At 72.3% G+C, this 26,469-nt stretch carries 15 protein-coding genes and 3 pseudogenes; 3 read left to right on the top strand and 15 right to left on the bottom strand.

Annotated elements, in window-relative coordinates; translation table 11 throughout:
• Positions 1–48 precede the first annotated feature (48 nt).
• From AY578_RS24180 to AY578_RS24155, 6 genes are all read right to left on the bottom strand, one after another.
• Entirely contained in the window at positions 49–762 is a 714-nt protein-coding gene (locus tag AY578_RS24180; protein ID WP_019523324.1) for a glycoside hydrolase family 12 protein, read from the bottom strand.
• 34 nt (positions 763–796) lie between these two features.
• Positions 797–3,016 (bottom strand): glycosyl hydrolase family 95 catalytic domain-containing protein, encoded by a 2,220-nt coding sequence (locus AY578_RS24175; RefSeq protein ID WP_258905467.1) that lies wholly within the window; start codon positions 3,014–3,016, stop codon positions 797–799.
• Positions 3,013–4,983 carry a beta-galactosidase gene (locus tag AY578_RS24170; protein ID WP_258905466.1) on the bottom strand — a complete coding sequence of 657 codons (1,971 nt, stop codon included), beginning with the start codon at positions 4,981–4,983 and terminating at the stop codon, positions 3,013–3,015. The genes AY578_RS24175 and AY578_RS24170 overlap by 4 nt, the downstream gene beginning before the upstream one ends.
• Positions 4,984–5,122: 139 nt before the next feature.
• Entirely contained in the window at positions 5,123–6,079 is a 957-nt protein-coding gene (locus AY578_RS24165; protein WP_136238623.1) for a carbohydrate ABC transporter permease, read from the bottom strand.
• On the bottom strand, positions 6,076–7,140 hold the full coding sequence (locus AY578_RS24160; RefSeq protein WP_136238622.1) for an ABC transporter permease: 1,065 nt from the start codon (positions 7,138–7,140) through the stop codon (positions 6,076–6,078). The genes AY578_RS24165 and AY578_RS24160 overlap by 4 nt, the downstream gene beginning before the upstream one ends.
• Positions 7,141–7,165: 25 nt before the next feature.
• A complete protein-coding gene (locus tag AY578_RS24155; protein ID WP_019523319.1) occupies positions 7,166–8,854 on the bottom strand; it encodes an extracellular solute-binding protein in 1,689 nt (562 codons plus the stop codon).
• A gap of 367 nt (positions 8,855–9,221) precedes the next feature.
• On the opposite strand from AY578_RS24155, the gene AY578_RS24150 reads away from it, so the two are divergent.
• On the top strand, positions 9,222–12,065 hold the full coding sequence (locus tag AY578_RS24150; protein WP_215048058.1) for a glycoside hydrolase family 3 C-terminal domain-containing protein: 2,844 nt from the start codon (positions 9,222–9,224) through the stop codon (positions 12,063–12,065).
• 62 nt (positions 12,066–12,127) lie between these two features.
• Here the strand turns inward: AY578_RS24150 and AY578_RS24145 are convergent, their stop codons facing one another.
• The 3 genes and pseudogenes from AY578_RS24145 to AY578_RS24135 form a co-directional block, all read right to left on the bottom strand.
• On the bottom strand, positions 12,128–13,573 hold the full coding sequence (locus AY578_RS24145) for an aldehyde dehydrogenase family protein (protein WP_019523317.1): 1,446 nt from the start codon (positions 13,571–13,573) through the stop codon (positions 12,128–12,130).
• Positions 13,574–13,795: 222 nt separating this feature from the next.
• A pseudogene (locus AY578_RS24140) lies at positions 13,796–15,357 on the bottom strand (PucR family transcriptional regulator).
• Between the two features lie 133 nt (positions 15,358–15,490).
• Positions 15,491–17,591: pseudogene (locus tag AY578_RS24135) on the bottom strand (ATP-binding protein).
• A gap of 278 nt (positions 17,592–17,869) precedes the next feature.
• Here AY578_RS24135 and gabT point away from each other — a divergent pair.
• Entirely contained in the window at positions 17,870–19,204 is a 1,335-nt protein-coding gene (gene gabT, locus AY578_RS24130; RefSeq protein WP_019523314.1) for a 4-aminobutyrate--2-oxoglutarate transaminase, read from the top strand.
• A 474-nt stretch (positions 19,205–19,678) separates the two neighbouring features.
• Complete coding sequence (locus AY578_RS24125) at positions 19,679–20,314, top strand: phosphatase PAP2 family protein (RefSeq protein WP_136238618.1); 636 nt, start codon at positions 19,679–19,681, stop codon at positions 20,312–20,314.
• Here AY578_RS24125 and AY578_RS24120 read toward each other — a convergent pair.
• The 6 genes and pseudogenes from AY578_RS24120 to AY578_RS24095 form a co-directional block, all read right to left on the bottom strand.
• Positions 20,253–20,609 (bottom strand): annotated as a pseudogene (locus AY578_RS24120) (chitinase); the annotation flags it as partial. The gene AY578_RS24125 and the pseudogene AY578_RS24120 sit on opposite strands and share 62 nt — an antisense overlap.
• Before the next feature lie 206 nt (positions 20,610–20,815).
• Positions 20,816–22,234: an NAD(P)/FAD-dependent oxidoreductase gene (locus AY578_RS24115; RefSeq protein WP_258905463.1), complete on the bottom strand. Its 1,419-nt coding sequence runs from the start codon at positions 22,232–22,234 to the stop codon at positions 20,816–20,818.
• A gap of 37 nt (positions 22,235–22,271) precedes the next feature.
• On the bottom strand, positions 22,272–23,072 hold the full coding sequence (locus AY578_RS24110) for an ABC transporter permease (protein ID WP_019523310.1): 801 nt from the start codon (positions 23,070–23,072) through the stop codon (positions 22,272–22,274).
• Positions 23,073–24,002, bottom strand: a complete 930-nt coding sequence (locus AY578_RS24105; RefSeq protein WP_136238617.1) for an ABC transporter permease — start codon at positions 24,000–24,002, stop codon at positions 23,073–23,075.
• Entirely contained in the window at positions 24,002–25,189 is a 1,188-nt protein-coding gene (locus tag AY578_RS24100; RefSeq protein WP_028961776.1) for an ABC transporter ATP-binding protein, read from the bottom strand. The genes AY578_RS24105 and AY578_RS24100 overlap by 1 nt, the downstream gene beginning before the upstream one ends.
• 4 nt (positions 25,190–25,193) lie before the next feature.
• Entirely contained in the window at positions 25,194–26,441 is a 1,248-nt protein-coding gene (locus tag AY578_RS24095) for a polyamine ABC transporter substrate-binding protein (RefSeq protein WP_258905462.1), read from the bottom strand.
• Positions 26,442–26,469 lie beyond the last annotated feature (28 nt).

Below are 26,469 nucleotides of genomic sequence, written 5' to 3'. Positions count from 1 at the left end.
CGGCCCTGTGCCGTCCGCACCGGTACGGACGGCACAGGGGGATGTGTGTCAGCCGCCCGAGACGGTGAGGCTGTCGGTGCGGAAGTCGAGGCCGCCTGCGGACGAGGTGATCTCGTAGCCGAACTGCACGTCGCCGATGGTCTCGTTGCCCATCCAGCCCTTGGTGTCCTTGATCCACTTCAGGACGGGGAGGATGTCGACGGTGCCGGACGTGGAGTCGGACGTGCGCAGGAACGAGAAGACCTCGTTGGCGCCGTTGTTCCCCTTGTACACGTTCCAGGTGTGGCCGCCGAGGCTCACGGTGCCCTGCGAGGTGCCGAGCGGGCCCACGGCTCCGTTGTGGTTGACCCAGAGCATGATCTCGTAGTCGTAGTCCGTGTCCCAGATGTCGTACGAGGTGTTGTACGCGCCCACCGACGGGACGGTGACCCGGTAGGTGCTGGTGAGCGAACTCAGCGAGGAGACCGGCTTGTTGATGACCTTCTTGCTGTTCGGGTAGGACTTGATGCCGCCCGTGTTCGGGTGGTCGGCCCAGACGCCCCAGCTGGTGCCGGAGTTGGCCCAGACGCACTGCGAACCGGCGCCGGAGCCCCAGATGTTGTTGTAGAGGGTGTAGCCGTCCAGGGTGGTGTTGCCCCACTGGTCGCAGGAGTTCCAGACGGCGGCGTGGGCGGGCGCGGAGGCCGGTCCGACGGTCGCGCCGAGCGCGAGGGCGGGGGCGATCAGCGCCCGGACGATCCCGCGCGGGGTTTTCGGTGCCATGGCGTTCCTTCCATGGGTGGGGGGACGTGCCTGGTCAACGCGTCGCCGCCGGAAGCGGTACGACGCGCTCCGCACCGGCGGCCAGGTGGAGCGGCTCGGCGCCGGCGGAAGTCCACAGGGTGATGCGGGCGGTGCGGTCGGGCCGGAGCACGGCGGTGCCGCCGTCCGGCCTCCAGGTGAGGTCGAGGGCGGCGCCGAAGCGGGTGCGGACGCCGGTCAACCGGCCGCTCGGGAGCGCCGGGAGCGGGGCCGGCAGCAGCACCAGCCGGTCCGGGGTGGACTGCACGAGCGCCTCGATCAGCACGGCGGGCAGGGTGTGCGCGGCGTCGGCGTTGTAGACGTTCCGCCGCGGATAGTGGGCGCTCATCAGGGAGTCGTGGAAGAAGTCGCCGTCGAGCACCCGGCCGAGCGCGTCGGCGACCCGTTTGCCGTCCCGGAGCCGGGCGGCGATCAGGGCGTGGTGCAGGTGGCCGTGCGCGGAGTCGTTCTCGGGGCCGCGCAGTTCCAGGGCGCGGGCGGCCGCCTCCGCCAGTTCGGGGGTGTCGTAGGGGGTGATCTCGTCCAGCGGCCAGACGCCGTAGAGGTGGCTGAGGTGGCGGTGGTCGTAGGTGTCCTCCAGACCGGGCCAGGCCCATTCGGCCAGCGCCCCGTCGGCGTTGACCCGGTGCGGGGGCAGCCGGTCGGCCAGGGCGCGCAGGCGGTCGGCGCGGTGCGGGTGGTACGCGGCGGCGGTGTGCAGGGCATGCCGGGCGGCGGAGAGGTCCATGGCAGCGTTGAGCGCGCCCCAGCCGGCGTTCGCGGGGCGGTTCTCGGGCGAGTAGGAGGGGACGACGACCAGCCGTCCGTCGGATCCCGTGCGGGTGAGGAAGTCCTCGTAGAAGTCAGCCACTTCGGCGAGCGCGGCGGCGGTGCGCGGGTCGCGGGCGCCGTGGGTCTCGTCGTGGTCGACGAGGGGTTTGAGCAGCCAGTCGGCGCCGGCGGTCCACAGGTGGAGCGGGTACTCACGGCTGAAGTGGTAGCTGTGCCCGGACTCCCCGTCGGTGTGCGCGGGTGTGACCACGCCCCGGGCCCCGAAGACGGCGCGGGCGTTGTCCCGCCAGTGGGGCAGTTGCCGCTGGACCAAGGCCGCCAGGGCTTCGGTGACTTCCGGCAGGGCGGCCGCGGCGGCGGACGCGGTCTGGAGGTTGAGGTTGGCGTCCAGGGTGAAGCCGCCCGACCAGGCGGTGTCCCAGTCGCCGGTCCACAGTCCGGTGAGCCGGGGCGGGAACATCCCGCCGGCCGACAGCAGGTGGTGGCGGCCGGCCGCGAACAGCCGCTCCAGCAGCGCGGTGCTGCGCGGCCGGGCGAGCAACGACGAGCCGGGCAGCGCCCGTTCGGCCGGGTCGGCGTCGAGGTCGAGGGTGACCCGTTCGTACGCGGTGCGGTGCAGGGCCACATGCCGGGCCAGGAGCGTGTCGTACGCCGGTCCGTCCGTGGTGAGCAGGTCGCGCAGGGCGCGGCCCTCGGCGACCACGTCCGCCTCGCCGGTGTGCCGCAGCACCCGGGTGAGCAGCAGGACCGAGCGGGCTCCGGTGATCCGGACCCCGGGCGGGGCGAGTTCGGTGCGTCCGCCGGTCACCGCGGCCACGGTCACCCCGGTGTACGCGAGGTCGCTCCCGGGGTAGCGGGCGCGCAGGCTGAGCAGGGCGCCCTCCGGTGTGAGGACGGCGCCGTGTCCGACGCGCAGCCGCTCGGGCGCGTTCGGCAGCCGGTGGTCCAGGGAGAGGCGGAGGGTGAGGTCGCGGCCGGTGACGTGCTGGACGATCACGTCGTCGGCGCGCGAGACGAAGACGCGGCTGGTGCGGCCGTCGTGGCGGGCGGTGGCCTCGCCGGTGGCGAAGTCGGCCTGACGGCGGTAGCCGGCCAGGTCGTCGGCGCCTTCCCGGTGGCGCAGGCGGATCTGGAAGGCCGGGTGGAAGGGCCGCACCCATTGCAGCGGGCGTCCGTCGGTGAAGTCCTCGGCGGCGGTGAGGTCACCGGCCAGCAGCCGGTCCTGGACGCCGGGGAGCGCGTCGGCCAGCAGGGGCGGCAGCCGGTGCCTGCCGCCCGCGTCGTCGTTCGGGCGGACCAGGGTGTGGTGGGTGACGACGGTCCGGTCGTCGTCCGGGTCGCCGAGGACGAGGGCGCCGTGCCGGCCGTTGCCGCACAGGAAGGCGTCCTCCCAGCGGGCGGCGGGCCGGGGCTCCCAGGTGCCGTGCGCGGGCCCGCCGCTCATGGGGCCAGCACCGCCACGCCGTAGCGGCCCAGGGTGACCCGGCCGGTGACGGTGGCGCCGGTGAGCAGGTCGCGGTGGGTGCCGGGGACGTCCACGGTGACCTCGCCCCGCCCGTGGTGCAGCAGGAACAGCAGCCCGCCCCGGCGCACCGCCTCCACCGCGTCCGGCAGCCCCTCCAGCACCGGCCGCACCCCCGCCCCGGCGGCGATGTGGGCCAGCAGGTCCCGCAGGGCGTCCGGTTCGGGGAGGGTGGAGACGTACCAGGCGCTGCCCTTGCGGAGCACGGCGGGCAGTCCGTCCAGTTCGCCGCCCCGGTAGGCGAGGGTCTCCTCGGCAGTGCCGTCGGCCTCCAGTTCCTCCGACCACAGGGTGCCGCGCAGGCCGCCCTCCACGTCCACGGTCGCGCCCGGCTCCAGCGGCCACCACTCGTGCAGGGTGCGGATGCCGAAGAGGGCGCGCAGCCGCTCGTCCATGCCGCCGGGCCGCACCCGGTCGTCCTCGTCCACGACGCCGGTGCCGAAGCCGCAGACCAGGCTGCCGCCGCCGCGCACGTACGCGACGAGGTTGTCGGCGGCGCGGTCGGTGAGGAGGTGGAGCTGCGGGACGACGACCATCCGGTGGCCGGTGAGGTCGTGCTCGGGGTGGACGACGTCCGTGGTGAGATGGGCCCGCCACAGGGCGCGGTGCCAGGCGCCGAGCAGTTCGGCGTGGCCGGTCTCCCGTGAGGGGCGGCCCTCCTGGTCGGCCGCCCACCAGGCGTGCCAGTCGTGCAGCACCGCGACGTCGGCGCTGACCGCGCTGCCGCTCACGTGCGGGGCGATGCGCGCCAGGTCCGCGCCGAGTCGGCGTACCTCCTGGTGGGCGCGGCCTTCCGGACCCGCGTGGCCGAGCATGCCGGAGTGGTACTTCTCGGCGCCCTGCCGGGACTGGCGCCACTGGAAGCAGCAGACGGCGTCCGCGCCGCGCGCGACGGCCTGGAGCGACCAGAGGCGGTTGAGGCCGCGCGGCTTGGGGCGGTTCACCGCACGCCAGTTGACCGCCCCGGCCGCCTGTTCCATGAGCATCCACGGGCCGCGCGCCTGCGAGCGGGTCATGTCCTGCACGAGCGCGCCGTGCTGCGCGCCGAGGGGGTCGTCCGGGTCGGGGTAGAGGTCGACGGACACGACGTCCTCCTCCTCGGCCCAGCGCCAGGCGTCCTGCCCGGACCACAGCGGCATGACGTTGGTGGTGACCGGGAGGTGCGGGGTGTGCCGGCGGACGATGTCCCGTTCGGCGGTGAAGCACTCCAGGAGCATGTCGGAGGTGAAGCGCCGGAAGTCGAGGACCTGCGCGGGGTTCTTCAGGTAGTGGGTGCGCCGGGGCGGCAGCACCTCGTCCCAGTCGCCGTAGGTCTGGCTCCAGAAGGCGGTGCCCCAGGCGGTGTTGAGGGCGTCGAGGGTGCCGTACCGGTGGCGCAGCCAGATGCGGAAGCGGGCGGCGGCCTCGTCGCCGTGGTCGTGGGTGCAGTACTCGTTGTTGATGTGCCAGAGGGTGAGCGCGGGGTGGGCGGCGTAGCGGGCGGCCAGGTCCTCGGTGATCGCGGCGGCCAGGCGGCGGTAGGTGGCGCTGGAGTGCGAGAAGTGCTGGCGGCCGCCCCACAGTTCGGTGTGGCCGTCGGCGTCGACGGGCAGCGTGTCCGGATGCAGCCGGCCCACCCACGGCGGCGGTGAGGCGGTGGGCGTGGCGAGGACGACGCCGATGCCGTTCTCGTGCGCCAGGTCCATCAGCCGGTCCAGCCAGCCGAAGTCCCGCTCGCCCGGCCGGGGTTCGATCCGGGACCAGGAGAAGACACCGAGGGTGACGGAGTTGACGCCCGCCGCGCGCATCAGGCGGACGTCCTCCTCCCAGATCTCCTCGGGCCACTGCTCGGGGTTCCAGTCGCCGCCGTAGAGGATGCGGCCGCGGGTGACGTCGTCCAGGCGGGGCATCAGACGGCTCCCCGGGACGGGACGGGGGGCGCGGGGCACCGGCGGGGAGAGGGCACGGGCATGTCAGGTCCTCGGGCAAGGGGCGGACGGGGAGGATGCGCGCGGGCGCGGGACGCCCGGAGGCGTCCCGCACAGGGGGTCACCCCTTGACCGCGCCGGTGAGCATCCCCTTCTTGAAGTGCTTCTGGACGAAGGGCGAGAGCACGGCCACCGGCAGCAGGGCCAGCACCATCACGGCCATCTGGATGGCCAGCGGCGACAGCTGCCCCGTGTTGATCTGCGCGGAGAGTCCGACGGGCCGCTCCTGCTTCTGCACCAGCTGGATCATGACGTTCTGCAGCGGCATCATGTCCTGGTCGGTGAGGTAGATGGAGGCGTTGAACCAGGCGCTCCAGTAACCCACCGCGTAGAAGAGGGAGATCACCGCGATGACCGCGCGGGACAGCGGCATCACGATGCGGAACAGGATGCGCCACTCCCCCGCCCCGTCGATGCGGGCGCTGTCGACGAGCTCCTGCGAGATGTTCATGAAGAACGCGCGCAGCACCAGGATGTTGAACACGCTCACCGCGCTCGGCAGGATCAGCGCCAGATAGGTGTCGGTCAGTCCGAGCGCCTGCACCAGCAGGTACGTCGGGATGAGCCCGGCGCCGAAGAACATCGTGGCGAGCAGGGTCATCAGGATCCAGCGGTGCCCCAGCGAGCCGCTGCGGGACAGGCCGTAGGCGCACAGCACGGACACGGCCATGCTGAACAGCGTGCCGACGACGGTGACGCCGACGCTGACCAGGGCGGCGCGCTGCACCTGTCCGCCGCCGAGGAGTTCCTGGTAGGCGACGAAGGTGATGCCCTTGGGGATCACCACCAGGCCGCCGGCCTCGTCGATGGTCTTCTTGGTCTGCAGACTGGTGACGATCACGATCCACAGCGGGAAGAGGATGGCCAGGCAGGCGAGGCCGAGGGCGAACCCCTTGCCGGCCTGTCCGGCGGGGGACGGCTCCTCCTCCCACACCGGGCGGGGCGGTGCGGACCAGCGGCCGGGTTTCTTCATCCGGGGCTTCTCCTGGTCCGGGCGGGTGCCGAGGACGGCGGTCATTTCTTGTACACCCCCTGCTCGCCCATGAGGTGGGCCACCTTGTTGGCGGTGAGGACCAGGCCGAGTCCCACCACGCCCTTGACGAGGCCCGCCGCGGCGGCGTAGCTGAAGTCCTGGTTGCGGATGCCGTTCCACCACACGTAGGTGTCGAGGACCTCGGAGGCGTCGACGCCCACCGCCTGTCTCTGCAGCAGCAGTTGCTCGAAGCCGACGGTGAGGGCGTCGCCGACGCGCAGCACGAGGAGCAGGGCGACCACCGGCCGCAGCGCGGGCAGCGTGACGTGCCACATGCGGCGCCAGCGGCCCGCGCCGTCCATGGCGGCGGCCTCGTACAGGTCGTTGGAGACGGAGGAGAGGGCGGCGAGGAACACGATGATGCCCCAGCCGGCGTCCTTCCAGACGGTCTCGGCGGTCACCAGGTACTTGAAGATCTCCGGGTTCGTCATCAGGTCGAACCCTTCGTAGCCGTGCCGGCGGAGGGTCTGCGCGATGATGCCGGCGCCGCCGAAGATCTGCATGAAGACGGTGACGACGAGCACCCAGGAGAAGAAGTGCGGGAGGTACATGACCGCCTGGGCGACCGCCCGCACCCGGGGCCGCACCACGCTGTTGATGAGCAGCGCGAGCAGGATCGGGACGGGGAAGTAGAGCACCAGCTGGAGGAGGAACAGCACGAAGGTGTTCCGCACCGCGTGCCAGAAGGCCGAGTCGGCGAAGATCCGCTCGAACTGCTCGAACCCGGTCCACGGGCTCTCGAAGATGGCGACGAAGCCGTTCTCGCTGAGATAGGGGTCGTAGTCCTGGAAGGCGACCACGTTGCCGAGGATCGGCACGTAGTTGAAGACCAGGACCAGCAGCAGGGCGGGCACGGTCATGAGGATCAGCGTGCGGTCGCGTCGCCATCTGATCCCGAACGCGAGCCGTCCCGCCTTCTTCGTGCGGGGCCCGCGCCCGCCCTTCCCGGACGGGGCCGGGCCCTTGGTGGTCCCGGTCGTCCCGCCGTCGTCCTGCGGGGATGTCTGCGCCTCGGTCGTGCCCCGGGGCACCGTGCTGTGCGACACGGCCGTCTCCTCGCCTCGCCCCGGGTCAGTCGGCCGAGCCGTTGTCGTCGAGCAGCTTGCGGTACCAGTCGCGCAGTCCGTCGCCGCCCCTGCTCCGCCAGTCGGACACGGCCTGCTGCACGTCGCTGATCTTCTTGCGGCCGCGCACCACGTCGTCCTCGAGCTGCTCGAAGTCGTCGGCGAGGTTGGACCAGCGGGCGGGCTCGGTGACGGTGAGCCCGAAGAACGACGACTTCTTGGTGAAGGCGCCCATGCGCTGCTGCCACTCGACCATCCCCTTGGTGACCTCGGGCAGGTCGGGATAGGCGATGTACGGGGCCGGGTTGCCGGTGTAGTCGTAGGCGCCGTTGACCTCGTTGACGCCCTGCTGGGTCTTGACCGGCAGGCCCTTCTCGACGGTGTAGTCGGTGCCCTCGACGCCGTAGGCGGTGAGCATGAACTCCTTGGTGCCGTAGGGCGCGGCGCAGAAGTTGCAGAGGGCCAGGAAGTCCTTGACCTGCTGCTCGGAGGCCTTGTTGGAGACGAAGGTGAAGATGTTGGCCGGCTGGACCGCCCACAAAGTGGGGTCGCCGCCGTCGGGGCCGAAGTAGTCGAACGCCTCCATCTCGAAGTCGGCGTTCTGGGTGCGCTGTTCGGCGGTCTTGCCCCACCAGTCGGAGATGTTCTGGTTGTAGACCAGCACCTCGCCGGCGGTGAACCGGTTGCCCGCGTCGCCGCCGGCCTTGCCCTGCACCGCGTCCGGGTGGACGACCCCGGCGGCGTACAGCTTGCGGGTCCACTCCAGCGCTTCGAGGTACTGCTCGGTCTCGACGCGGTTGACCAGCTTGTCGCCCTCCAGGTTCCACCACAGCGCCTTGTCGCCGCCGGAGAGGACGCCGAAGACGTTGAACGCCGTCCACTTCATGTCGTCGCAGGCCCACAGCTTGGACTTGGCATCGGTGGCCTCCTTCGCCCAGGCCAGGAACTCGTCGGGACTGCCCGGGACGGTGTAGCCCTTCTTCGCGAACAGGTCCTTGCGGTACAGCGGCGCGATGTCGGTGACGTACGGGGCGGGCATGGGGATGCCGCGCAGCCGGCCGCCGAAGATGCCGCGCTGCCAGGCCTCGGTGGGCACGGCGGCGAGGTTCGGGTAGTCCTTCACCTTGTCGCCGGAGAGGTAGGGGCCCAGGTCGGCGAACTTGGCGTTGATCGCGCTGGGGATGCGGCCCATCAGGTTCCAGCCGGGGACGACCACCACGTCGGGGATCTCGCTGGAGGCGAGCACCGCGCCGAGCTTCTGGTCGTAGGTGACGCCGTCCTGGTTCTGCCAGGTGACGTCGACGCCGACGGCCTTGTTCATCGCCGTGTAGTAGGGGTTGTCGCCCTTCGGCGGGGTGCCCCAGAACGGGGACATGATCTTCAGCTTCCCGCCGCTGCCAGGGGTCTTCGGCACGGAGGTCTTCAGCTCGGCCGTCGGTATCGCCCGGGTGAAGCCGACCGCCGAGCCGTTCTTCGCCGGGATGTCGGGCGTGACGACGCTCGACGCCACGAACGCCGGGAGGATCTTCGCGGCTTCCTTGCCCGAGGTGGTGCCTTCCTTGCGGCCTTCCTGGCCCCCGCCGCCGCAGGCGGCCAGCAGCGGCGACCCCACGGCGACCGCCGCGGTGGCTGCCGCCGTGGAGGTGAGGAAGCCTCTCCGGCTCGGACCGGAGGAGGAAGCGGCGTTCGGCGTCATTGCGTCAACCCTTCGTGGCGCACCAGGACACCCGGCAGGTGGCCGTCGGCTGTGGTGTCTTCGGTGGAACTGGCCGATCGGAAGCGGTCGTCCGGCGGAAGGTGCACGCCATCACGGCGGCCTCGCTGTCGAAGCGCTTCGATGTTGCTGCGAGGTTAAGTGAACACCCAGTGGCACACAAGGCCCGGTCCGATAATTCCTGAGACGGATGCGCGATCACTAGGGAGGAGAGTCAGGCGAGGTGCACCTGGGGGCGACCTGGGGACTCAGTGGTCCAGCAACCGGGATGCTTGACACCCACCCTGGCGGCCATCGAGCATCGAAGCGCTTCGAAAGCGCCGTAGCGCTCCATCCCGAGGGGACCCACGTGACCGCACCCACCCCGCCCACGCCGCCGTTCCGCGACCCGGACCTGCCGTTCGCCGAGCGCATCGACGATCTGCTGTCGCGGCTCACCCTGGACGAGAGGATCGGTTTTCTGCACCAGTTCGGTCCTGCCGTCGAGCGGCTGGGCGTCGCCGCGTTCCGCACCGGCCAGGAGGCCCTGCACGGGGTCGCCTGGATGGGCCCGGCGACCGTCTTCCCGCAGGCCGTCGGGCTGGGCGCGACCTGGAACGAGGACCTGGTGCGCCGGGTGGGCGAGGCGGTCTCCCGGGAGGCTCGCGCGATGCGCGCCCGCGACGAGCGGGTCGGCCTCAACGTCTGGTCGCCCACGGTGAACCTGCTGCGCCACCCGCTGTGGGGCCGCAACGAGGAGGGCTACTCCGAGGATCCGCGCCTCACCTCGGCGATCGCCACCGCCTACACCCGCGGCCTGCGCGGCGACCACCCGGTGTACTGGCGGACCGCGCCCGTCCTCAAGCACTGGCTGGCGCACAACAACGAGACGCGCCGGGACACCACGTCCAGCTCGGTCCGGCCGCGCGTGCTGCACGAGTACGACCTGCGGGCCTTCCGCGGCGCCGTGGAGGCGGGGACAGTGGCCGGGGTGATGCCGGCGTACAACCTGGTCAACGGCCGCCCCAACCATGTGTCGCCGTACCTGCGGGAGCATCTGCGCGCCTGGACCGACGAGGAGCTGCTGGTCTGCTCGGACGCGGGCGCCCCGTCCAACCTGGTCGACTCCGAGCACTACTTCGACACGCACGAGGAGGCCACGGCGGCGGCGCTGCGCGCGGGCGTCGACAGCTTCACCGACCACGGCACCGACAGCTCGACCGTCGTCGCCCGCATCAAGGGGGCGCTGGACCAGGGCCTGTTGACCGAGGAGGACATCGACACGGCGGTCCGGCGGCAGCTGTCGGTACGGTTCCGGCTCGGCGAGTTCGACCCCGGCCGTGACCCGTACGCCGGTGAGCGGGCCTTCGACACCCCCGAGCACCGGGCGCTCGCCCAGGAGGCCGCCGAGCAGGCGGTGGTGCTGCTGAAGAACGACGGTCTCCTGCCGCTCGCGCCGGAAGGCCGGATCGCCGTGGTCGGACTGCTCGCCGACGAGTGCAAGCTCGACTGGTACAGCGGCAGCCTGATCCACCGCTCCACCCCGCTGGAGGGCCTGTACGAGCGGTTCGGCGCCGACCGCGTCGACTTCGCCGAGGGCGTCGACCGCGTCCTGCTGCGCACCTCCGCCGGCGCCTTCCTCCACGTGCCGCCCGCGCCCGACGCCCCGGAGACGACGCGGCGCGAGGAAGGCGCCCTGGACCCGGCTCTGCTCGCGGGCCGCACCGACCTGCCGCCGCTCACCACCGCGCCGGAGGGCACCGAACTCGCCCTCGTCGACTGGGGGAACGGCGTGCTCACCCTGCGCGCCCCGGACGGCCGCTACCTCTCCGTCGCCGACGACGGCTGTCTGCGCGCCTCCGCCGACCAGCCGGGCGGCTGGGTCGTGCAGGAGACGTTCCGCCTGGAGCCGCACGGTGACGGCCAGTTGCTGCGCCACCTGGGCACCGGACATCCCGTGCGGGTCACCCCGGACGGGGTGCGGGCCGCCGAAGGCGAGCCAGAGGTGTTCGAGCTGGTCGTCACCGAGCGCGGCGAGGACGCCGTGGCCCGCGCCGCCGCCGCGGCCGACGTGGTCGTGGTGGTCGCCGGGAACGACCCGCACATCAACGGCCGGGAGACCGAGGACCGCACCACCCTGCGCCTGCCCGCCCAGCAGGAGCGGCTGCTGCGCGCCGCCCGCACCGCCAACCCGCGCACGGTGCTCACCCTGGTGTCCGCCTACCCGTACGCGGTGGACGCGGCGGACCTCCCTGCCGTGCTGTGGACCGCGCATGGCGGCCAGGCGGCCGGCACGGCCCTCGCGCGGGTGCTCACCGGGGACGTCTCCCCCGCCGGACGGCTGCCGCAGACCTGGTACGCCGACGACGCCGGCCTGCCGGAGCTCCTCGACTACGACGTGATCGGCGGCCGCCAGACCTACCTCTACTTCGAGGGCGCCCCGCTGTTCCACTTCGGCCACGGCCTGTCCTACGCGGCCTTCACCTACGGGGAGTTGACGGCCGACGTGACGGAGTCCGGGGTGCGGGCCGCCTTCGAGGTGACCAACACCGGCGCGGTCGCGGCGGACGAGGTGGCCCAGCTCTACGGGCGGGCGGTGAACGCGTCGGTGCCGCGCCCCCGCCGCGAACTGCTCGGCCACCGCCGGGTGACGCTCGCCCCCGGCGAGAGCACCCGCCTTCTCTTCGACCTGCCGCTGTCCGCGTTCGCCTTCTGGGACGTGGCGGCCGGCCGGTGGCGGGTGGAGCCGGGGGCGTACGAACTGCTGGCCGGCGCGTCCAGCGAGGACGTGCGGCTGAGCACCACGGTCACCCTGGAGGGCGAGCCGGGCGCCCCGCGCCCGGTGGTCGAACACGGCCTGGACACGGCCGACTTCGACGAACAGAGCGGCACCGAGATCGTCGACCGCACGAAGGAGTCGGGCGACGCGGTGACCGCGCTCGGCGGCAAGGACGGCGAACTGCTGTACCGCCGGTGCGACTTGGGCGCCGGGGTGCGGGAGGTGTCGGTGGAGGTGTCCGGCACGGGCACGGTCGAAGTCGCCCTGGAGGGCGGCCCGTTGCTCGCCTCCCTCTCCCCGGAGGCACCCACGGGGGATCCGTACGCGTACGTCACGCTGACCGAGCCCGTCGACGGGGCGCCCGGCGGGGTACGGGACCTGCGGCTGCGGGTGCAGGGGGCGCTGCGGGTGGCACGGTTGGGCTTCACGGCCTGAGCCGGAACGGCGAAGGGCCCGGCACCGAACGCATCGGTGCCGGGCCCCTCTGTGTCAGACGCTCAGAGGGCGAGGCCGGTGAGGACCATGACCCGCTCGTAGGTGTAGTCCTCCATCGCGAACCGCACACCCTCGCGGCCCACACCGGACTGCTTGACGCCGCCGTACGGCATCTGGTCGGCGCGGTAGGAGGGCACGTCGCCGACGACCACGCCGCCGACCTCGAGGGCGCGGTGGGCGCGGAAGGCGGTCTGCAGGTCGTGCGTGAACACGCCTGCCTGGAGGCCGTACTTGGAGTCGTTGACGGCGGCGAACGCCTCCGCCTCGCCGTTCACCTTCTGCACCGTGAGCACCGGTCCGAAGACCTCCTCGCAGGAGATCGTCACGTCGGCGGGCACATCGGTGAGCACGGTCGGCGCGTACGAAGCGCCGTCGCGCTTGCCGCCGGTGCGGAGCGTGGCGCCGGCCGCGACGGCCTCGTCCACCCACGTCTCGACGCGCTTGGCGGCGTCCTCGCTGACCAGCGGGCCGACATCGGTGGCGTCGTCGGACGGGTCACCGGTGACCTGGGCCTCCACGGCGGCGACGATGCGCGGCAGCAGCCGGTCGTACACCGAGGCGTCCGCGATGACGCGCTGCACGGAGATGCAGGACTGGCCGCCCTGGTAGTTGGAGAAGGTGGCGATGCGGGTCGCGGCCCGGTCGAGGTCCTCGTCGCTCGAGAAGTCGGCGAGGACGACGGCCGCGCCGTTGCCGCCCAGCTCCAGGGTGCAGTGCTTGCGCGGCACCGAGTCCATGATCGCGTAGCCGACCTTCTCGGAGCCCGTGAAGGAGATGACCGGCAGCCGCTCGTCCTGGACCAGGGCGGGCATACGGTCGTTGGGCACCGGCAGGACGCTCCAGGAGCCGGCGGGCAGCTCGGTCTCGGCCAGCAGCTCGCCGAGGATCAGCGCGGACAGCGGGGTGGCCGGCGCCGGCTTGAGGATGATGGGCGCGCCGGCGGCGATCGCGGGGGCCACCTTGTGGGCGCACAGGTTCAGCGGGAAGTTGAACGGCGCGATGCCGAGGACGACGCCCTTGGGGAAGCGGCGCGTGAAGGCGAGCCGGCCCTGGCCGCCCGGGTCGGTGTCGAGGCGCTGGGCGTCGCCGCCGTTGAAGCGGCGGGCCTCCTCGGAGGCGAAGCGGAACACGGACACGGCCCGGCCGACCTCGCCGCGCGCCCACTTCATCGGCTTGCCGTTCTCGGCGGAGATCAGCCGGGCGATCTCCTCGGTGCGCTCGGCCAGCCGGCGGCTGACGTGGTCCAGGGCGGCGGCCCGGACGTGGGCGGGGGTGGCGGCGAACTCGTCCCGCACGGCGTACGCGGCGGCCACGGCCTCCTCGACCTGGGCGTCGGTCGGAACGCTCACGGCGCCGACGACCCGGCCGTCCCAGGGGGAGGTGACGTCGAAGGCGGTCTCGCCGGTGGCCTGGCGGCCGGCGAGCCAGAAGGCGTGGGTGGAAGTCATCGTGAGTCCCGGCCCTTCCGCGTTGGAGGAGTACGTGGGTTTGCTGGGCACCACGGTAGGTGCGGGGCGGCGGGGCGGCGTTTGTCCGGGACGGAGTAGTGCGGGACACGTCCGTGCCAGATTGGCCTACGCCGGGTGCGGGTTCGTGGGGGCTGAGCGCGCAGTTCCCGGCGCCCCTGGGGGTGGCAGTCACCGGCGTTCCTGCCGTACGGCCCCCGCCCCTCACCCCGAATCCGCCGCCGTCGCCTTCAGCGCCAGCCACAACTCCATCCGCACATCCGGATCATCCAGCGACCGCCCCAGAATCTCCTCCACCCGCCGCATCCGATACCGCAGCGTGTGCCGGTGCACACCAAGATCCGCCGCCGCCGCGTCCCACTGCCCGTGCCGCGACAGCCAAGCCCGCAGCGAGGCGACAAGGTCACCCCGTCCGGTCGCGTCATGGTCCCGCAGCGCGCGCAACAACCCGTCGGCGAACGCCTTCACCGCGTCATCCGCGAGCAACGGCAGCACGGACCCCGCGGCCATCTGCTCGTGCTCCACCAGCACCCTCCCCCGCCGCCGCGCCACGGACAACGCCTGCTCGGCCTGCTTGTAAGCGGCGGACGCGGCGATCGGGCCGGCGGGCGCCGACAACCCGACGACCAGCTCGTCCTCATCCGCCTTCCGCGCGGCCTCCCGCGCGGCAGCGACATCGCAGCAGGCGCCGACGACGGCGCCACCGTCCGCCGCCAGCACGACCACCCGCTCCCCCTCCGGCACCACCAGCACCGCCTCCCCCGACCGCGCCGCCGCGGACTCCGCGGCCTCGGCGAGGGCCCCCAACGCGTCACCCTCCGCCGCCCCCTGGGCGACGATGATCCGGAACGGCGCGTCGAGCAGCCCGCCGTACAGATCGCCCGCGACCGCGCGGGCATGGTCCGGCTCCCCCGCGAGCAGCATGCGCAGCACGGCCGCGCCGATGCGCTGCTCGGCCGCGTGCAGCGAGCGGGAGCGTTCGGTGGTGAGGGTGAGCAGCGCGACGGCGGAGTGGACGGCGTAGCGCTCGGCGGTGCCGGGCGCGGACGCGGTGCCGACGGCGAGCGCGGCGCGGGGGCGCCGTCCGGTGCCGAGGGAGTGCAGCTCGACCCGGTCCTCGTTCTCCGGTCCGGCGACGACCGAGGAGGCGGGCGCGCGGGCCGCTCCCGCAGCCGTGTGACCTCCGCGGTGAGCCGGGCGGCGCGCCGGCCCGCCCAGTCGGGGGCGGCGGCGACGACCGCCCCGGAGGCGTCGTACAGCGCGGCCCACCCGTCGACCTGGGAGGCGAGCGCGGCGAGCAGCCCCTCGGGACCGTCGGTGAGGGCGTGCCGGGTGAGTTCCCGCTGGGCGGCGAAGCCGGCGGTGACCGCGCGGTACTGGTCGGCGGCGATCGCGGCGGACACGGCCTTGCTGATGGCGAGGAACGGCGTGCGGCGCGGCACCTCGAGCAGCGGCAGCCCCTCCTCGCGCGCGGCCTCGACAAGCGCCTCGGGGATGTCGTCGTAGTGGACGCCGACGGCGAAGCCGAGTCCGACCACGCCCGCGCCGACCAGCCGCTTCACATAGCGGCGCATGGCGTCCCGGTCCTCCGCGTCGAGTTTCAGCGCGGTGATCAGGAGCAGCTCGCCGCCCTCCATGTACGGCACGGGGTCGGCGAGCTCGCTGGCGTGTGCCCAGCGGACGGGCGCGTCGAGGCGGTCCTCCCCCGCGCGCACGGTCAGTTTGAGCGCGGAGTGGTGGACGAGCGAGGCGAGCGTCGGGGGCATCGGGGCGGTGAGCCTTCGGTTCGGCGGTCGGGGGTCGGTGTCGGTGTGCAAGAACGGTGATCTTTTGGCCGTCTCGTATGAACGACCTGTGTCGATTCTGCCTCACCGTACGGTCCCCGGCGGCCGCGGCCGCTCACTCCCGCAGGTCCACCAGGAGCGGAGGCGCGTGCTCCCCCTTCACGGTGGTCAGCGACAGCACCGCGTGGCCCGCGGGCACCGCGTGCGCCAGTTCGGACGCGGACCAGCGCTCCCGCTCGACCTGGCGGACGGTGACCGCCCGAGCGGTGGGCGCCTTGCCGGTGATGGCCCGCCGCAGCGCGTGCACGGCCTTGCCTGCCGGGCTCTCGGCGATGATCTGCCGGTCGGTGACGTCCCGCGCCTCGGTCCACTCCTTCCCCCACACCTCGGCGAAGTCCTGCCCGTCCCAGGGGGTCACCCCGGACAGCGCCATCCGGCAGCCGGTGGCGCCGAGCAGCGGGCCGCGCAGCTGCCGGGGCACGTCGTCGAGGGTGCGCAGGGTGAGCAGGACGCCCGCGCCCGCGGACCGCAGCCGCTGGATGCCGCGCACGGCCTCGGGGGTGACCACGCCGGTGGCGTCGTCCAGCACCAGGCAGGCGAACAGGGAGCGGTCCTCGCGCACCGTGACGCTCGCGGTGAACTGGGCGAGAATCAGCCGCGCGAGCATCCGCGAGGCGTCGGCGTGGCCCCGCTCGGGAAGGTCGACGCGTACCCGGACGGGGTGGTCGAGCGCCTTGAGGGTGAACGGCCGGGACTCGCCGGAGGTGTCGAAGAACCCGGCGAAGGCGGGCCGGTCCAGCAGCGCCACCCGGTCGGCGAGGATGCCGCCGACGTCGCCGGGATGACCCATCTGCCGTTCCCGCGCGTCGAGTTCACGCAGCAGCGACTCCTGGCCCGCCTCCTGGAGCCCCTGGCGCAGGGCGGCCAGGGGTGCGGGGGCGCCGTCGAGCAGCTGCCGCAGCTCCGGCACCGAGGGGAAGCGGCCGTGCACCGCGCGGAACGGTCCGAGGAGCTGGGCGAGGACGGTGGTGGAGCGGCGGGTGTCGCTGCCGGGGTGCGGGTCCGCGAGGTCGCCGACGAGCGCCTCGGCGAGCACGGCCGCCGCCTCGTCGGGGTCGGTGGTGCCGCCGTACAGGTCGAGGTCGTAGACGGAGTCGGGGCTGCCGATGCGGATGACGACGTCGTAGGCGTCGGACGGGCCGAGGCCCGCGCCGGCCGCGCCGACCACCACCACGGCGGTCCGTCCGGCGAGCGCCTGGAGGCACAGCGACTCGGCGACCGGCCGGACGACGCCGCCGGTCTTGCCGGACCCGGCGGGGCCGACCACCAGCATGGACGTGCCGAGCAGGTCGGTGCCGAGGGCGAGGCCGGCGCCGCGGTAGGCGTAGGGGTTGCGCGGGTCGTCGGCGGTGGTGCCGAGCCGCACCTGGCCGGTGAGCAGGTCGTGGCGGGCCTGCCGGACGGGCAGGTCGCGGGCGCCGGACGGGTGCGGGCAGGCGGCGGCGCCGTCCTTGAGCACGGCCCCGGTGAAGGTGGCGAGGCTGTGCCGGCCGGTGCGCACGCCCTGCCAGGCGCGGGCGATCCGGGCATGGTCGACGTCCCGCATCAGCCCGGCGCGGCCGTCGGCGGCGAGCCTCGGCCGCGTCCAGCGCGGGCCAGGCGGCCGGGTCCTCCTCGGGGGCGGGCGGGGGCTCGGCGCGAGGGGTGCGGCGCCAGGCGGGCGGGCCGTAGCGGCGCCAGATCTCGCCCCAGCGGCCGAGCCTGCCCACGCCGACCATGATGACGCCGGCGATGAGCACGTAGTAGGCGTAGACGACCACGACGGAGGCGAAGCTGTGCGGCTGGGCCCAGGAGTCGGGGATCATCGCGTACAGCGGCAGCAGCCACCAGCCGCCCAGGTAGCCGTTCCACAGCAGCGACCAGATCAGCCAGCCGACGAGGAACGCGATCAGCGCGCCGCTGAACAGCTGACGGCCGGGGATGCGCTCCGGCTCCTCCTCGGGGCGGGGCCGGTGGCCGAACCGCCAGATGCCGGGGAGCGTCTCCGGGCGTGGGGTGCGCAGCCAGGCGAGGAACGTGGAGCCGTCCGGGGGCGGCGGCGTCCCCGGCGCGTGCGCGGGGCGCGGTGGCGCCGCCGGTACCTGAGGTGGTCCCGCCGGGCGCGGCACGGGGCCGGCCTGCGTGCCCCGCGCGTCCTGGGTACCCTCGCTGTCCATCGCCCCTGCCCCCTGAGCAGCCGCCTCGTACGCCTACAGACAGGTCAATCTAACGCCCCGACAGGCGGGGTCCACCGATGGCACGGCCGGGGTCCGCATCCGGCCGGGACACCGCCTTCGCGCCGCGTCGGCACGGCCGCCGTCCGGCGGGTATGTCCATCGCGGACAACCCGGACCCCCGGACAACGCCCACATGGAGCATGCCCAGTCTTCTCGGCCCGCCCTAGCCTGCGGGAAAAGAAGCATCGAGCGTCCGTTACACCCCCCAGGAGCCCCGCATGACCGCACTTCCGCAGGAGCGCCGCGTCGTCACCGCCATCCCCGGCCCGAAGTCGCAGGAGCTGCAGGCCCGCCGCACCGCCGCGGTCGCGCAGGGCGTGGGCTCCGTGCTGCCCGTGTTCACCGCGCGGGCCGGCGGCGGCATCATCGAGGACGTCGACGGCAACCGTCTGATCGACTTCGGCTCCGGCATCGCCGTGACCTCCGTCGGCGCGTCCGCCGAGGCCGTCGTCCGCCGCGCCTCCGCGCAGCTCGCCGACTTCACCCACACCTGTTTCATGGTGACGCCGTACGAGGGCTACGTGGCCGTCGCCGAGGCGCTCGCCGAGCTGACGCCGGGCGACCACGCGAAGAAGTCCGCGCTGTTCAACTCCGGCGCCGAGGCCGTCGAGAACGCCGTGAAGATCGCCCGCGCGTACACCAAGCGCCAGGCGGTCGTCGTGTTCGACCACGGCTACCACGGCCGCACGAACCTCACGATGGCGCTGACCGCGAAGAACATGCCGTACAAGCACGGCTTCGGTCCGTTCGCGCCCGAGGTGTACCGCGTGCCGGTCGCCTACGGCTACCGCTGGCCGACCGGCCCGGAGAACGCGGGCCCGGAGGCCGCCGCGCAGGCGATCGACCAGATGTCCAAGCAGGTCGGCGCGGAGAACATCGCCGCGATCATCATCGAGCCGGTGCTCGGCGAGGGCGGCTTCATCGAGCCCGCGAAGGGCTTCCTGCCGGCGATCAGCACGTTCGCCCAGGACAACGGGATCGTCTTCGTCGCCGACGAGATCCAGTCGGGCTTCTGCCGCACCGGCCAGTGGTTCGCCTGCGAGGACGAGGGCATCGTCCCCGACCTGATCACCACGGCGAAGGGCATCGCGGGCGGTCTGCCGCTGGCCGCAGTCACCGGCCGCGCCGAGATCATGGACGCCGCGCACTCCGGCGGCCTGGGCGGCACCTACGGCGGCAACCCGGTGGCCTGCGCGGGTGCGCTCGGCGCCATCGAGACGATGAAGGAGCTGGACCTCAACGCCCGCGCCAAGCGGATCGAGGAGGTCATGAAGGGCCGCCTGACCGCCATGGCGGAGAAGTTCGACATCATCGGCGACGTGCGGGGCCGCGGCGCGATGATCGCCATCGAGCTGGTCAAGGACCGCGCCACCAAGGAGCCGAACCCGGAGGCGACGGCCGCGCTGGCGAAGGCCTGCCACCAGGAGGGCCTGCTGGTCCTGACCTGTGGCACCTACGGCAACGTGCTGCGCTTCCTGCCGCCGCTGGTCATCGGCGAGGACCTGCTCAACGAGGGCCTCGACATCATCGAGCAGGCCTTCACCCGCATCTGACCCGGTCGGTTCCGGACCGACGCCGTGCCGGATCCCGCGTCGGGGCAGGTGGGCCGCACAGGACCCCCTGTGCCGGCCGGCCGGATCCGGACAGCGGCAGAGCGTGTGAAGAACGTGTGCGAGGTGGATGACAGGACCCCGTGTGCCCTGTCGCCGGGCGACCCCCTGCCGTAGGTTTCTACCCGGATGAGAGATACACCCCGCCCGCAGGGGACTGTGGGCGGTTCAGGCCGGGGCCTCCCCAGCTTCGACCTGGTCGTGCCCTCGCGCACACAACCGGGGCCCGCGGGTCCCGGGTCTCCTCACGATCGGACGGTCGCCCGCCCCAGACCCCCCGGGGCGCGCGACGTTCCGATCCGGACGGCCGTCCGGGCACCAGACACGGCAAGCCGTTCCCCGGAGGGCCGGCGCACACCCCCCTTTGTGCCGGCCCTCCGGCGTGTCCGCCCCCTTCCGCCTGCGAGGCTGTCCCGCATGCTGCTGCTGGTCGTGCCGCTCGTCCTCTTCGCCCTGATCACCTGGCAGGTCCTCGCCCACGGCCCGCTCCTCGGCCTCGACGAGCGTCTGAGCGACGCGCTGGTCCACCCCGACCGGCCCTCCGAGCTCCTCTCCGACCTCGGCAACGTCACGGTCGCCGTGCCCGTCCTGGCCCTCGCGCTGGCGATGACGGCGTGGCGGCTGCGCGCCACAGGTGTGGACCGCTGGTGGCTCCCGCCCGCGGCCGGGGCGGCGGCCATGGTCCTGGTCCCCGTACTGGTCGTTCCGCTGAAGGCCTGGACCGACCGCCCCGGCACCCCCGCCGTCCCCCCGGCGACCGGCTACTTCCCCTCGGGCCACACGGCCACGGCGATGGTCGCGTACGGCACGGCGACCCTGCTGCTCCTCCCCCTCCTCGGGTCACCGGCCGTACGCCGGGTGCTGGTCGCGCTGTGCGCCCTGCTGGTCCTGGGCACCTCGTACGGGCTGGTGCGCCGGGGCTACCACTGGCCGCTGGACGTGGCGGGGAGCTGGTGCCTCGGCGCGATGCTGCTGACCGGTGTGGCGCTGGTCAGCCGAAGTAGCCGTCGAACGTCCGCTGGAACTCCCCGCCGCCGAAGCGGTCCCAGTTGATCGACCAGGTCATCAGGCCGCGCAGGGACGGCCAGGTGCCGTGGGTCGTGTAGGAGCCGCAGTCGGTCTTCTTCGTCAGGCAGTTGAGGGTCTTGACGACCTCCGCCGGGGGCACGTGGCCGTTGCCGGCGTTGACCGTGGCGGGCATGCCGACGGCGACCTGGCCGGGACGCAGGGGCGGGAAGACGTTGTGCGCGTCGCCCGCGACCGGGAAGCCGGTGAGCAGCATGTCGGTCATGGCGATGTGGAAGTCGGCGCCCCCCATGGAGTGGTACTGGCCGTCCAGGCCCATGACGTCAGGACGGTGACGCCGGCCGCGGCGACGGCGGTGGCGGTGAGCAGGGCGGCGAGGGGGCGGCGGGCGTGGGGTCTGGCGCGGTCCACAAGGGCCTCCGGGCAGGGGGAGTTGGAGGGGTGGAGCGCGCTCAATTTGGTCCAGACCAATTCGGTTGTCAAGCCCCCGCGCGGCCGCCGACGGCTCCCCTCACCGCCCCGCACCCCTCAGCTGTCGAACCCCAGCCCCAGCCGGTCCATCGTCCGCAGCCACAGGTTCCGCCGGCCCTGGTGCGCGTCCGCCCTGGCCAGTGACCACTTGGTGAGGGCGATGCCGGTCCAGGCGAACGGCTCCGGCGGGAACGGCAGCGGCTTGCTCCGCACCATCTCCAGCTCCGTGCGCTCGGTCCGCTCCCCCGCCAGCAGGTCCAGCATCACTTCCGCGCCGAACCGCGTCGCGCCCACACCCAGCCCGGTGTATCCCGCCGCGTACGCCACCCGGCCCGCGTGGGCGGTGCCGAAGAAGGCCGAGAAGCGGGAGCAGGTGTCGATCGCGCCGCCCCAGGCGTGGGTGAAGCGCACCCCCTCCAGCTGCGGGAAGCAGGTGAAGAAGTGGCCCGCGAGCCTGGCGTACGTCTCCGGCCGGTCGTCGTACTCGGCGCGCACCCGGCCGCCGTAGGGATAGACCGCGTCGTAGCCGCCCCACAGGATGCGGTTGTCGGACGAGAGCCGGAAGTAGTGGAACTGGTTGGCGCTGTCGCCTAGCCCCTGGCGGTTCTTCCAGCCGATCGAGTCGAGCTGCTCCTCGGTGAGCGGCTCGGTCATCAGGGCGTAGTCGTAGACCGGGACGGTGTAGGGGCGGACCCGGCGGACCAGGCTGGGGAAGACATTGGTGCCGAGCGCGACCCGGCGGGCGCGGACCGCGCCGTACGGCGTGCGGACGGACATGCCGGCGCCGTACTGCTTCAGGGTGAGCGCGGGCGTGTGCTCGTACACGCGCACCCCGAGGTCGAGGCAGGCCCGCTTCAGGCCCCAGGCGAGGCGGGCCGGGTTGAGCATGGCCACGCCCCGGCGGTCGTACAGCCCGGCGAGGAAGGTGGGCGAGTCGACCTGCTCGCGGACCGCGTCGGTGTCCAGGTACTCGATGCCGTCGGCGAGATCCCGGGCGGTGATCTCGTCGTACCAGGCGCGCAGTTCCTCCGCCTGGTACGGCTCGGTGGCGACGTCGATCTCGCCGGTGCGCTCGAAGTCGCAGTCGATGGAGTGGCGGGCGACCGTCTCCTCGATGGCGTCGAGGTTGCGGGCGCCCAGCCGCTCCAGGGTGTGGATCTCACCGGGCCAGCGGGCGAGCCCGTTGGACAGGCCGTGGGTGAGGGAGGCGGCGCAGAAGCCGCCGTTGCGGCCGGAGGCGGCCCAGCCCACCTCGCGGCCCTCGACGAGCACGACGTCCCGGGAGGGGTCGCGCTCCTTGGCGATCAGCGCGGTCCACAGTCCGCTGTAACCGCCGCCCACGACGAGCAGGTCGCAGGTGGTCCGCTCGGTCAGGGCCGGCTCGGGGTCGGGGCGGCCGGGGTCGTCCAGCCAGTAGGAGACCGGCCGGGCCTCGGAGAGGGACTGCGTCCAACGGCTCATGGCGCTCGGGGCCATGATCTCAACTCCCTACTGCGGACTGTGGATCAGCGGGTCATGCCTTCTGCCGCTTGCGGCGGTTGCCGACGGCCATGGAGACCAGCACCAGAGCCACGGCGACCACGAACATGGCCGTGCCGATGACGTTGATCTGGACGGGCGTGCCGCGCTGCGCGGAGCCCCAGACGAACATCGGGAAGGTGACGGTCGAGCCGGCGTTGAAGTTGGTGATGATGAAGTCGTCGAAGGACAGGGCGAAGGCGAGCAGCGCGCCCGCCGCGATGCCGGGGGCGGCGATCGGCAGCGTGACCCGCAGGAACGTCTGTGCCGGTCCGGCGTAGAGGTCCTGCGCGGCCTGTTCCAGCCGGGGGTCCATCGACATCACGCGCGCCTTCACGGCGACGACGACGAAGCTGAGGCAGAACATGATGTGGGCGATCAGGATCGTCCAGAAGCCCAGCTCGGCGCCCATGTTGAGGAACAGGGTGAGCAGCGAGGCCGCCATCACCACCTCGGGCATCGCCATCGGCAGGAAGATCAGCGAGTTGACGGCGCCGCGCGCGCGGAAGCGGTAGCGGACCAGCGCGAACGCGATCATCGTGCCGAGCAGGGTGGCGCCGAGGGTGGCCCAGAAGGCGAGCTGCAGGCTGAGGCCGAGCGACTCGCACAGACCGGAGACCCCGCACGGATCCTTCCAGGCGTCGGTGGAGAACTGCTGCCACTCGTAGTTGAAGCGCCCCTTCGGCCGGTTGAAGGAGAACACCGTGACGACGACGTTCGGCAGCAGGAGGTAGGCGAGCGTCAGCAGGCCCGCGATGACGACGACGTTGCGCTTGAACCAATTGACGAAGGCCATTTAAACCAGATCCTCCGTGCCGGACTTGCGGATGTAGACCGTGACGACGGCGAGGATCGCGGCCATCAGGATGAACGAGAGCGCCGCGGCCGTCGGGTAGTCCAGGATCCGCAGGAACTGCGACTGGATGACGTTGCCGACCATCCGGGTGTCGGTGGAGCCGAGCAGGTCCGAGTTGATGTAGTCGCCGGACGCCGGGATGAAGGTCAGCAGCGTGCCGGAGATCACGCCCGGCATCGACAGCGGGAAGGTGACCTTGCGGAAGGTGGTCGACGGCTTGGCGTAGAGGTCGCCGGCGGCCTCGTGCAGCCGGGGGTCGATCCGCTCCAGCGAGGTGTACAGCGGCAGGATCATGAACGGCAGGAAGTTGTACGTCAGACCGCACACCACCGCGAGCGGGGTGGCGAGCACCCGGTCGCCGGCGGTCCAGCCGAGGAACGCGGTGACGTCCAGGACGTGCAGCGCGTCCAGGGCGCCGACCACCGGGCTGCCGTCGGCGAGGATCGTCTTCCAGGCGAGGGTGCGGATCAGGAAGCTGGTGAAGAACGGCGCGATCACCAGGATCATGATCAGGTTGCGCCAGCGTCCCGCGCGGAAGGCGATCAGATAGGCCAGCGGATAGCCGAGCAGCAGGCACAGCACGGTCGCGGAGGCCGCGTAGAGCACCGAGCGGACGAACTGCGGCCAGTACTCGGACAGCGCGTCCCAGTAGGTCGCGAAGTGCCAGGTGACCTTGTAGCCCTCCTCCAGGGAGCCCGTCTGCACGGACGTGGAGGCCTGGTAGATCACCGGCAGCGCGAAGAACACGACGAGCCAGAGCAGACCGGGCAGCAGAAGCAGGTACGGCGTCCAGCGGCCGCGTTTGCGCGGCGGTTTCTTCTCGGGGGCGACGGGCGCCGGCGTCGGCGGCGCCTCGGTGACCGTGGCCATCAGGCGACCTCTTCCTCGACCGTCTCGACGCCCGCGGAGCCCACTGTCCCGGCAAGCAGGGACTGGGCAGCGTCGAGGCCGAAGGTGTGGGCCGGGTTCCAGTGCAGGACGACCTCGGCGCCGGGCGCGAGCCGCGGGTCGCGGTCGATGTTCTGCACGTAGACCTCGAAGTCGGAGCAGACGGGGCTGTCGACGACGAACTGCGTGGAGACGCCGATGAAGCTGGACTCGGTGATCCGGCCCGTGATGCGGTTGCGGCCCTCGGGTATCTCGCCGGCGTCGTCGGCGTGCGTGAGGGAGATCTTCTCCGGGCGCACCCCGGCGAGGATCTTGCCGCCCGTGGTGGCGGGCGCGCTCGCGCGGGCCCGGTGCAGGACCAGCTTGCCGCCGCCCGCCTTGAGCACGATGTCGTCGCCCGCCGTGGAGTCGACCTCGGCCTCGATGAAGTTGGAGGTGCCGAGGAAGTTCGCGACGAAGGTGGTGCGCGGGTTCTCGTACAGGTCGGCGGGGGTGCCGAGCTGCTCGACCCGGCCGGCGTTCATCACCGCGACGCAGTCGGCCATGGTCATGGCCTCCTCCTGGTCGTGGGTGACGTGCACGAAGGTGATGCCGACCTCGGTCTGGATGCGCTTGAGCTCCAGCTGCATCTGGCGGCGCAGCTTCAGGTCGAGGGCGCCGAGCGGCTCGTCGAGGAGGAGCACCTTGGGGTGGTTGATCAGCGCGCGGGCCACGGCGACGCGCTGCTGCTGGCCGCCGGAGAGCTGGTGCGGCTTCTTCCGCGCCTGCTCGCCGAGCTGGACCAGCTCCAGCATCTCCTCGACCTGCTTCTTCACGCTCTTGATCCCGCGCCGGCGCAGACCGAAGGCGACGTTCTCGTAGATGTCGAGGTGCGGGAAGAGGGCGTAGGACTGGAAGACCGTGTTCACCGGCCGCTTGTACGGCGGCAGCGCGGTGACGTCGTGGTCGCCTAGGTGGACGGTGCCCGAGGTGGGCTCCTCCAGGCCGGCGATCATGCGCAGGGTGGTGGTCTTGCCGCAGCCGGACGCGCCGAGCAGGGCGAAGAAGGAGCCCTCGGGGACGGTCAGGTCGAGCGGGTGCACGGCGGTGAAGTCGCCGTAGGTCTTGCTGATGCCGGTGAGGCGGACGTCGCCGCCGCCGGCCGCGGTGGTCTCTTCGGTGGTCTTCATCTCGTCACGCCCCAGTGAGCTTCGCGAACTTGCCTTCGAATGCCGTCTCTTCCTCGGAGCTCAGCGAGCGGAAGGCACGGGACTTGGCCTGCATGGCCTTGTCGGGGAGGATCAGCGGGTTGTTCGCCGCGTCCTCGTCGAGCTTCGCGAGCTCCTCCTTCACCCCGTCGACCGGACAGACGAAGTTGATGTAGGCGGCGAGCTGGGCGGCCGGCTGCGGCTCGAAGTAGTAGTCGATCAGGCGCTCGGCGTTCGCCTTGTGCCGGGCCTTGTTGGGGATCAGCATGTTGTCGCTGGAGAGCATGTAGCCGCTGTCCGGGATGACGAAGCCGATGTCCGGGTTGTCGGCCTGGAGCTGGACGACGTCACCGGCCCACGCGACGCAGGCGGCGAGGTCGCCCTTGGTGAGGTCCGAGGTGTAGTCGTTGCCGGTGAAGCGGCGGATCTGCCCCTTGTCGACGGACCTCTGCAGCCGGGCGAGGGCCGCGTCGTAGTCGTCGGCGGTGAAGGACCGCGGGTCCTTGTCCATGTCGAGCAGCGCCATGCCCATGGTGTCGCGCATCTCGGTGAGCAGCCCGACCCGCCCCTTGAGCTTGGGGTTGTCCAGCAGGTCGGACAGGGTCTTCACCTCGACCCCGTCGAGCGCCTTCTTGTTGTACGCGATGACGGTCGCGATGCCCTGCCAGGGGTACGAGTAGGCGCGGCCCGGGTCCCAGTCGGGGGTGCGGTACGACGAGGCCACGTTGGCGAAGGCGTGCGGCAGGTTGGAGGCGTCGAGCTTCTGCACCCAGCCGAGGCGGATCAGACGGGCGGCCAGCCAGTCGGTGAGGACGATGATGTCGCGGCCGGTGTCCTGGCCCGCGGAGAGCTGCGGCTTGATCTTGCCGAAGAACTCGGTGTTGTCGTTGATGTCCTCGGTGTACTTGACCTTGATGCCGGTGCGCTTCGTGAACGCGTCCAGCGTGGGGTGCCGGCGTCCGCTGTCGTCGGTGTCCATGTACTCGGTCCAGTTGGAGAAGTTCACGGTCTTCTCCTGGGCCGAGCGGTCCTCGGCGGAGACGCCGCCCTCGGTGTTCCCCGCGGCGGGGATGCCGCAGGCGCTCAGTGCGCCCAGGCCGCCGACCGCGAGGGCGCCGCCCGCCGAGGCGCGCAGCAGGGAACGGCGGGTCATGGCCGCCCTGCCGTTGCGGAAACTACGCCGTATCGCGGCCTGCTGGACCGGCGAGAGGCGGTCGGGCTCGTACTGCTCCATGCGCGTGGTGCCCTTTCGGGAAGTGGCC

It is taken from the genome of Streptomyces thermocarboxydus (assembly GCF_024760485.1).
In the GTDB taxonomy this organism is placed as follows: domain Bacteria; phylum Actinomycetota; class Actinomycetes; order Streptomycetales; family Streptomycetaceae; genus Streptomyces; species Streptomyces cellulosae.
Note: the sequence above shows the minus strand (reverse complement) of the source record. Positions and strands in the feature narration are given on the sequence as shown.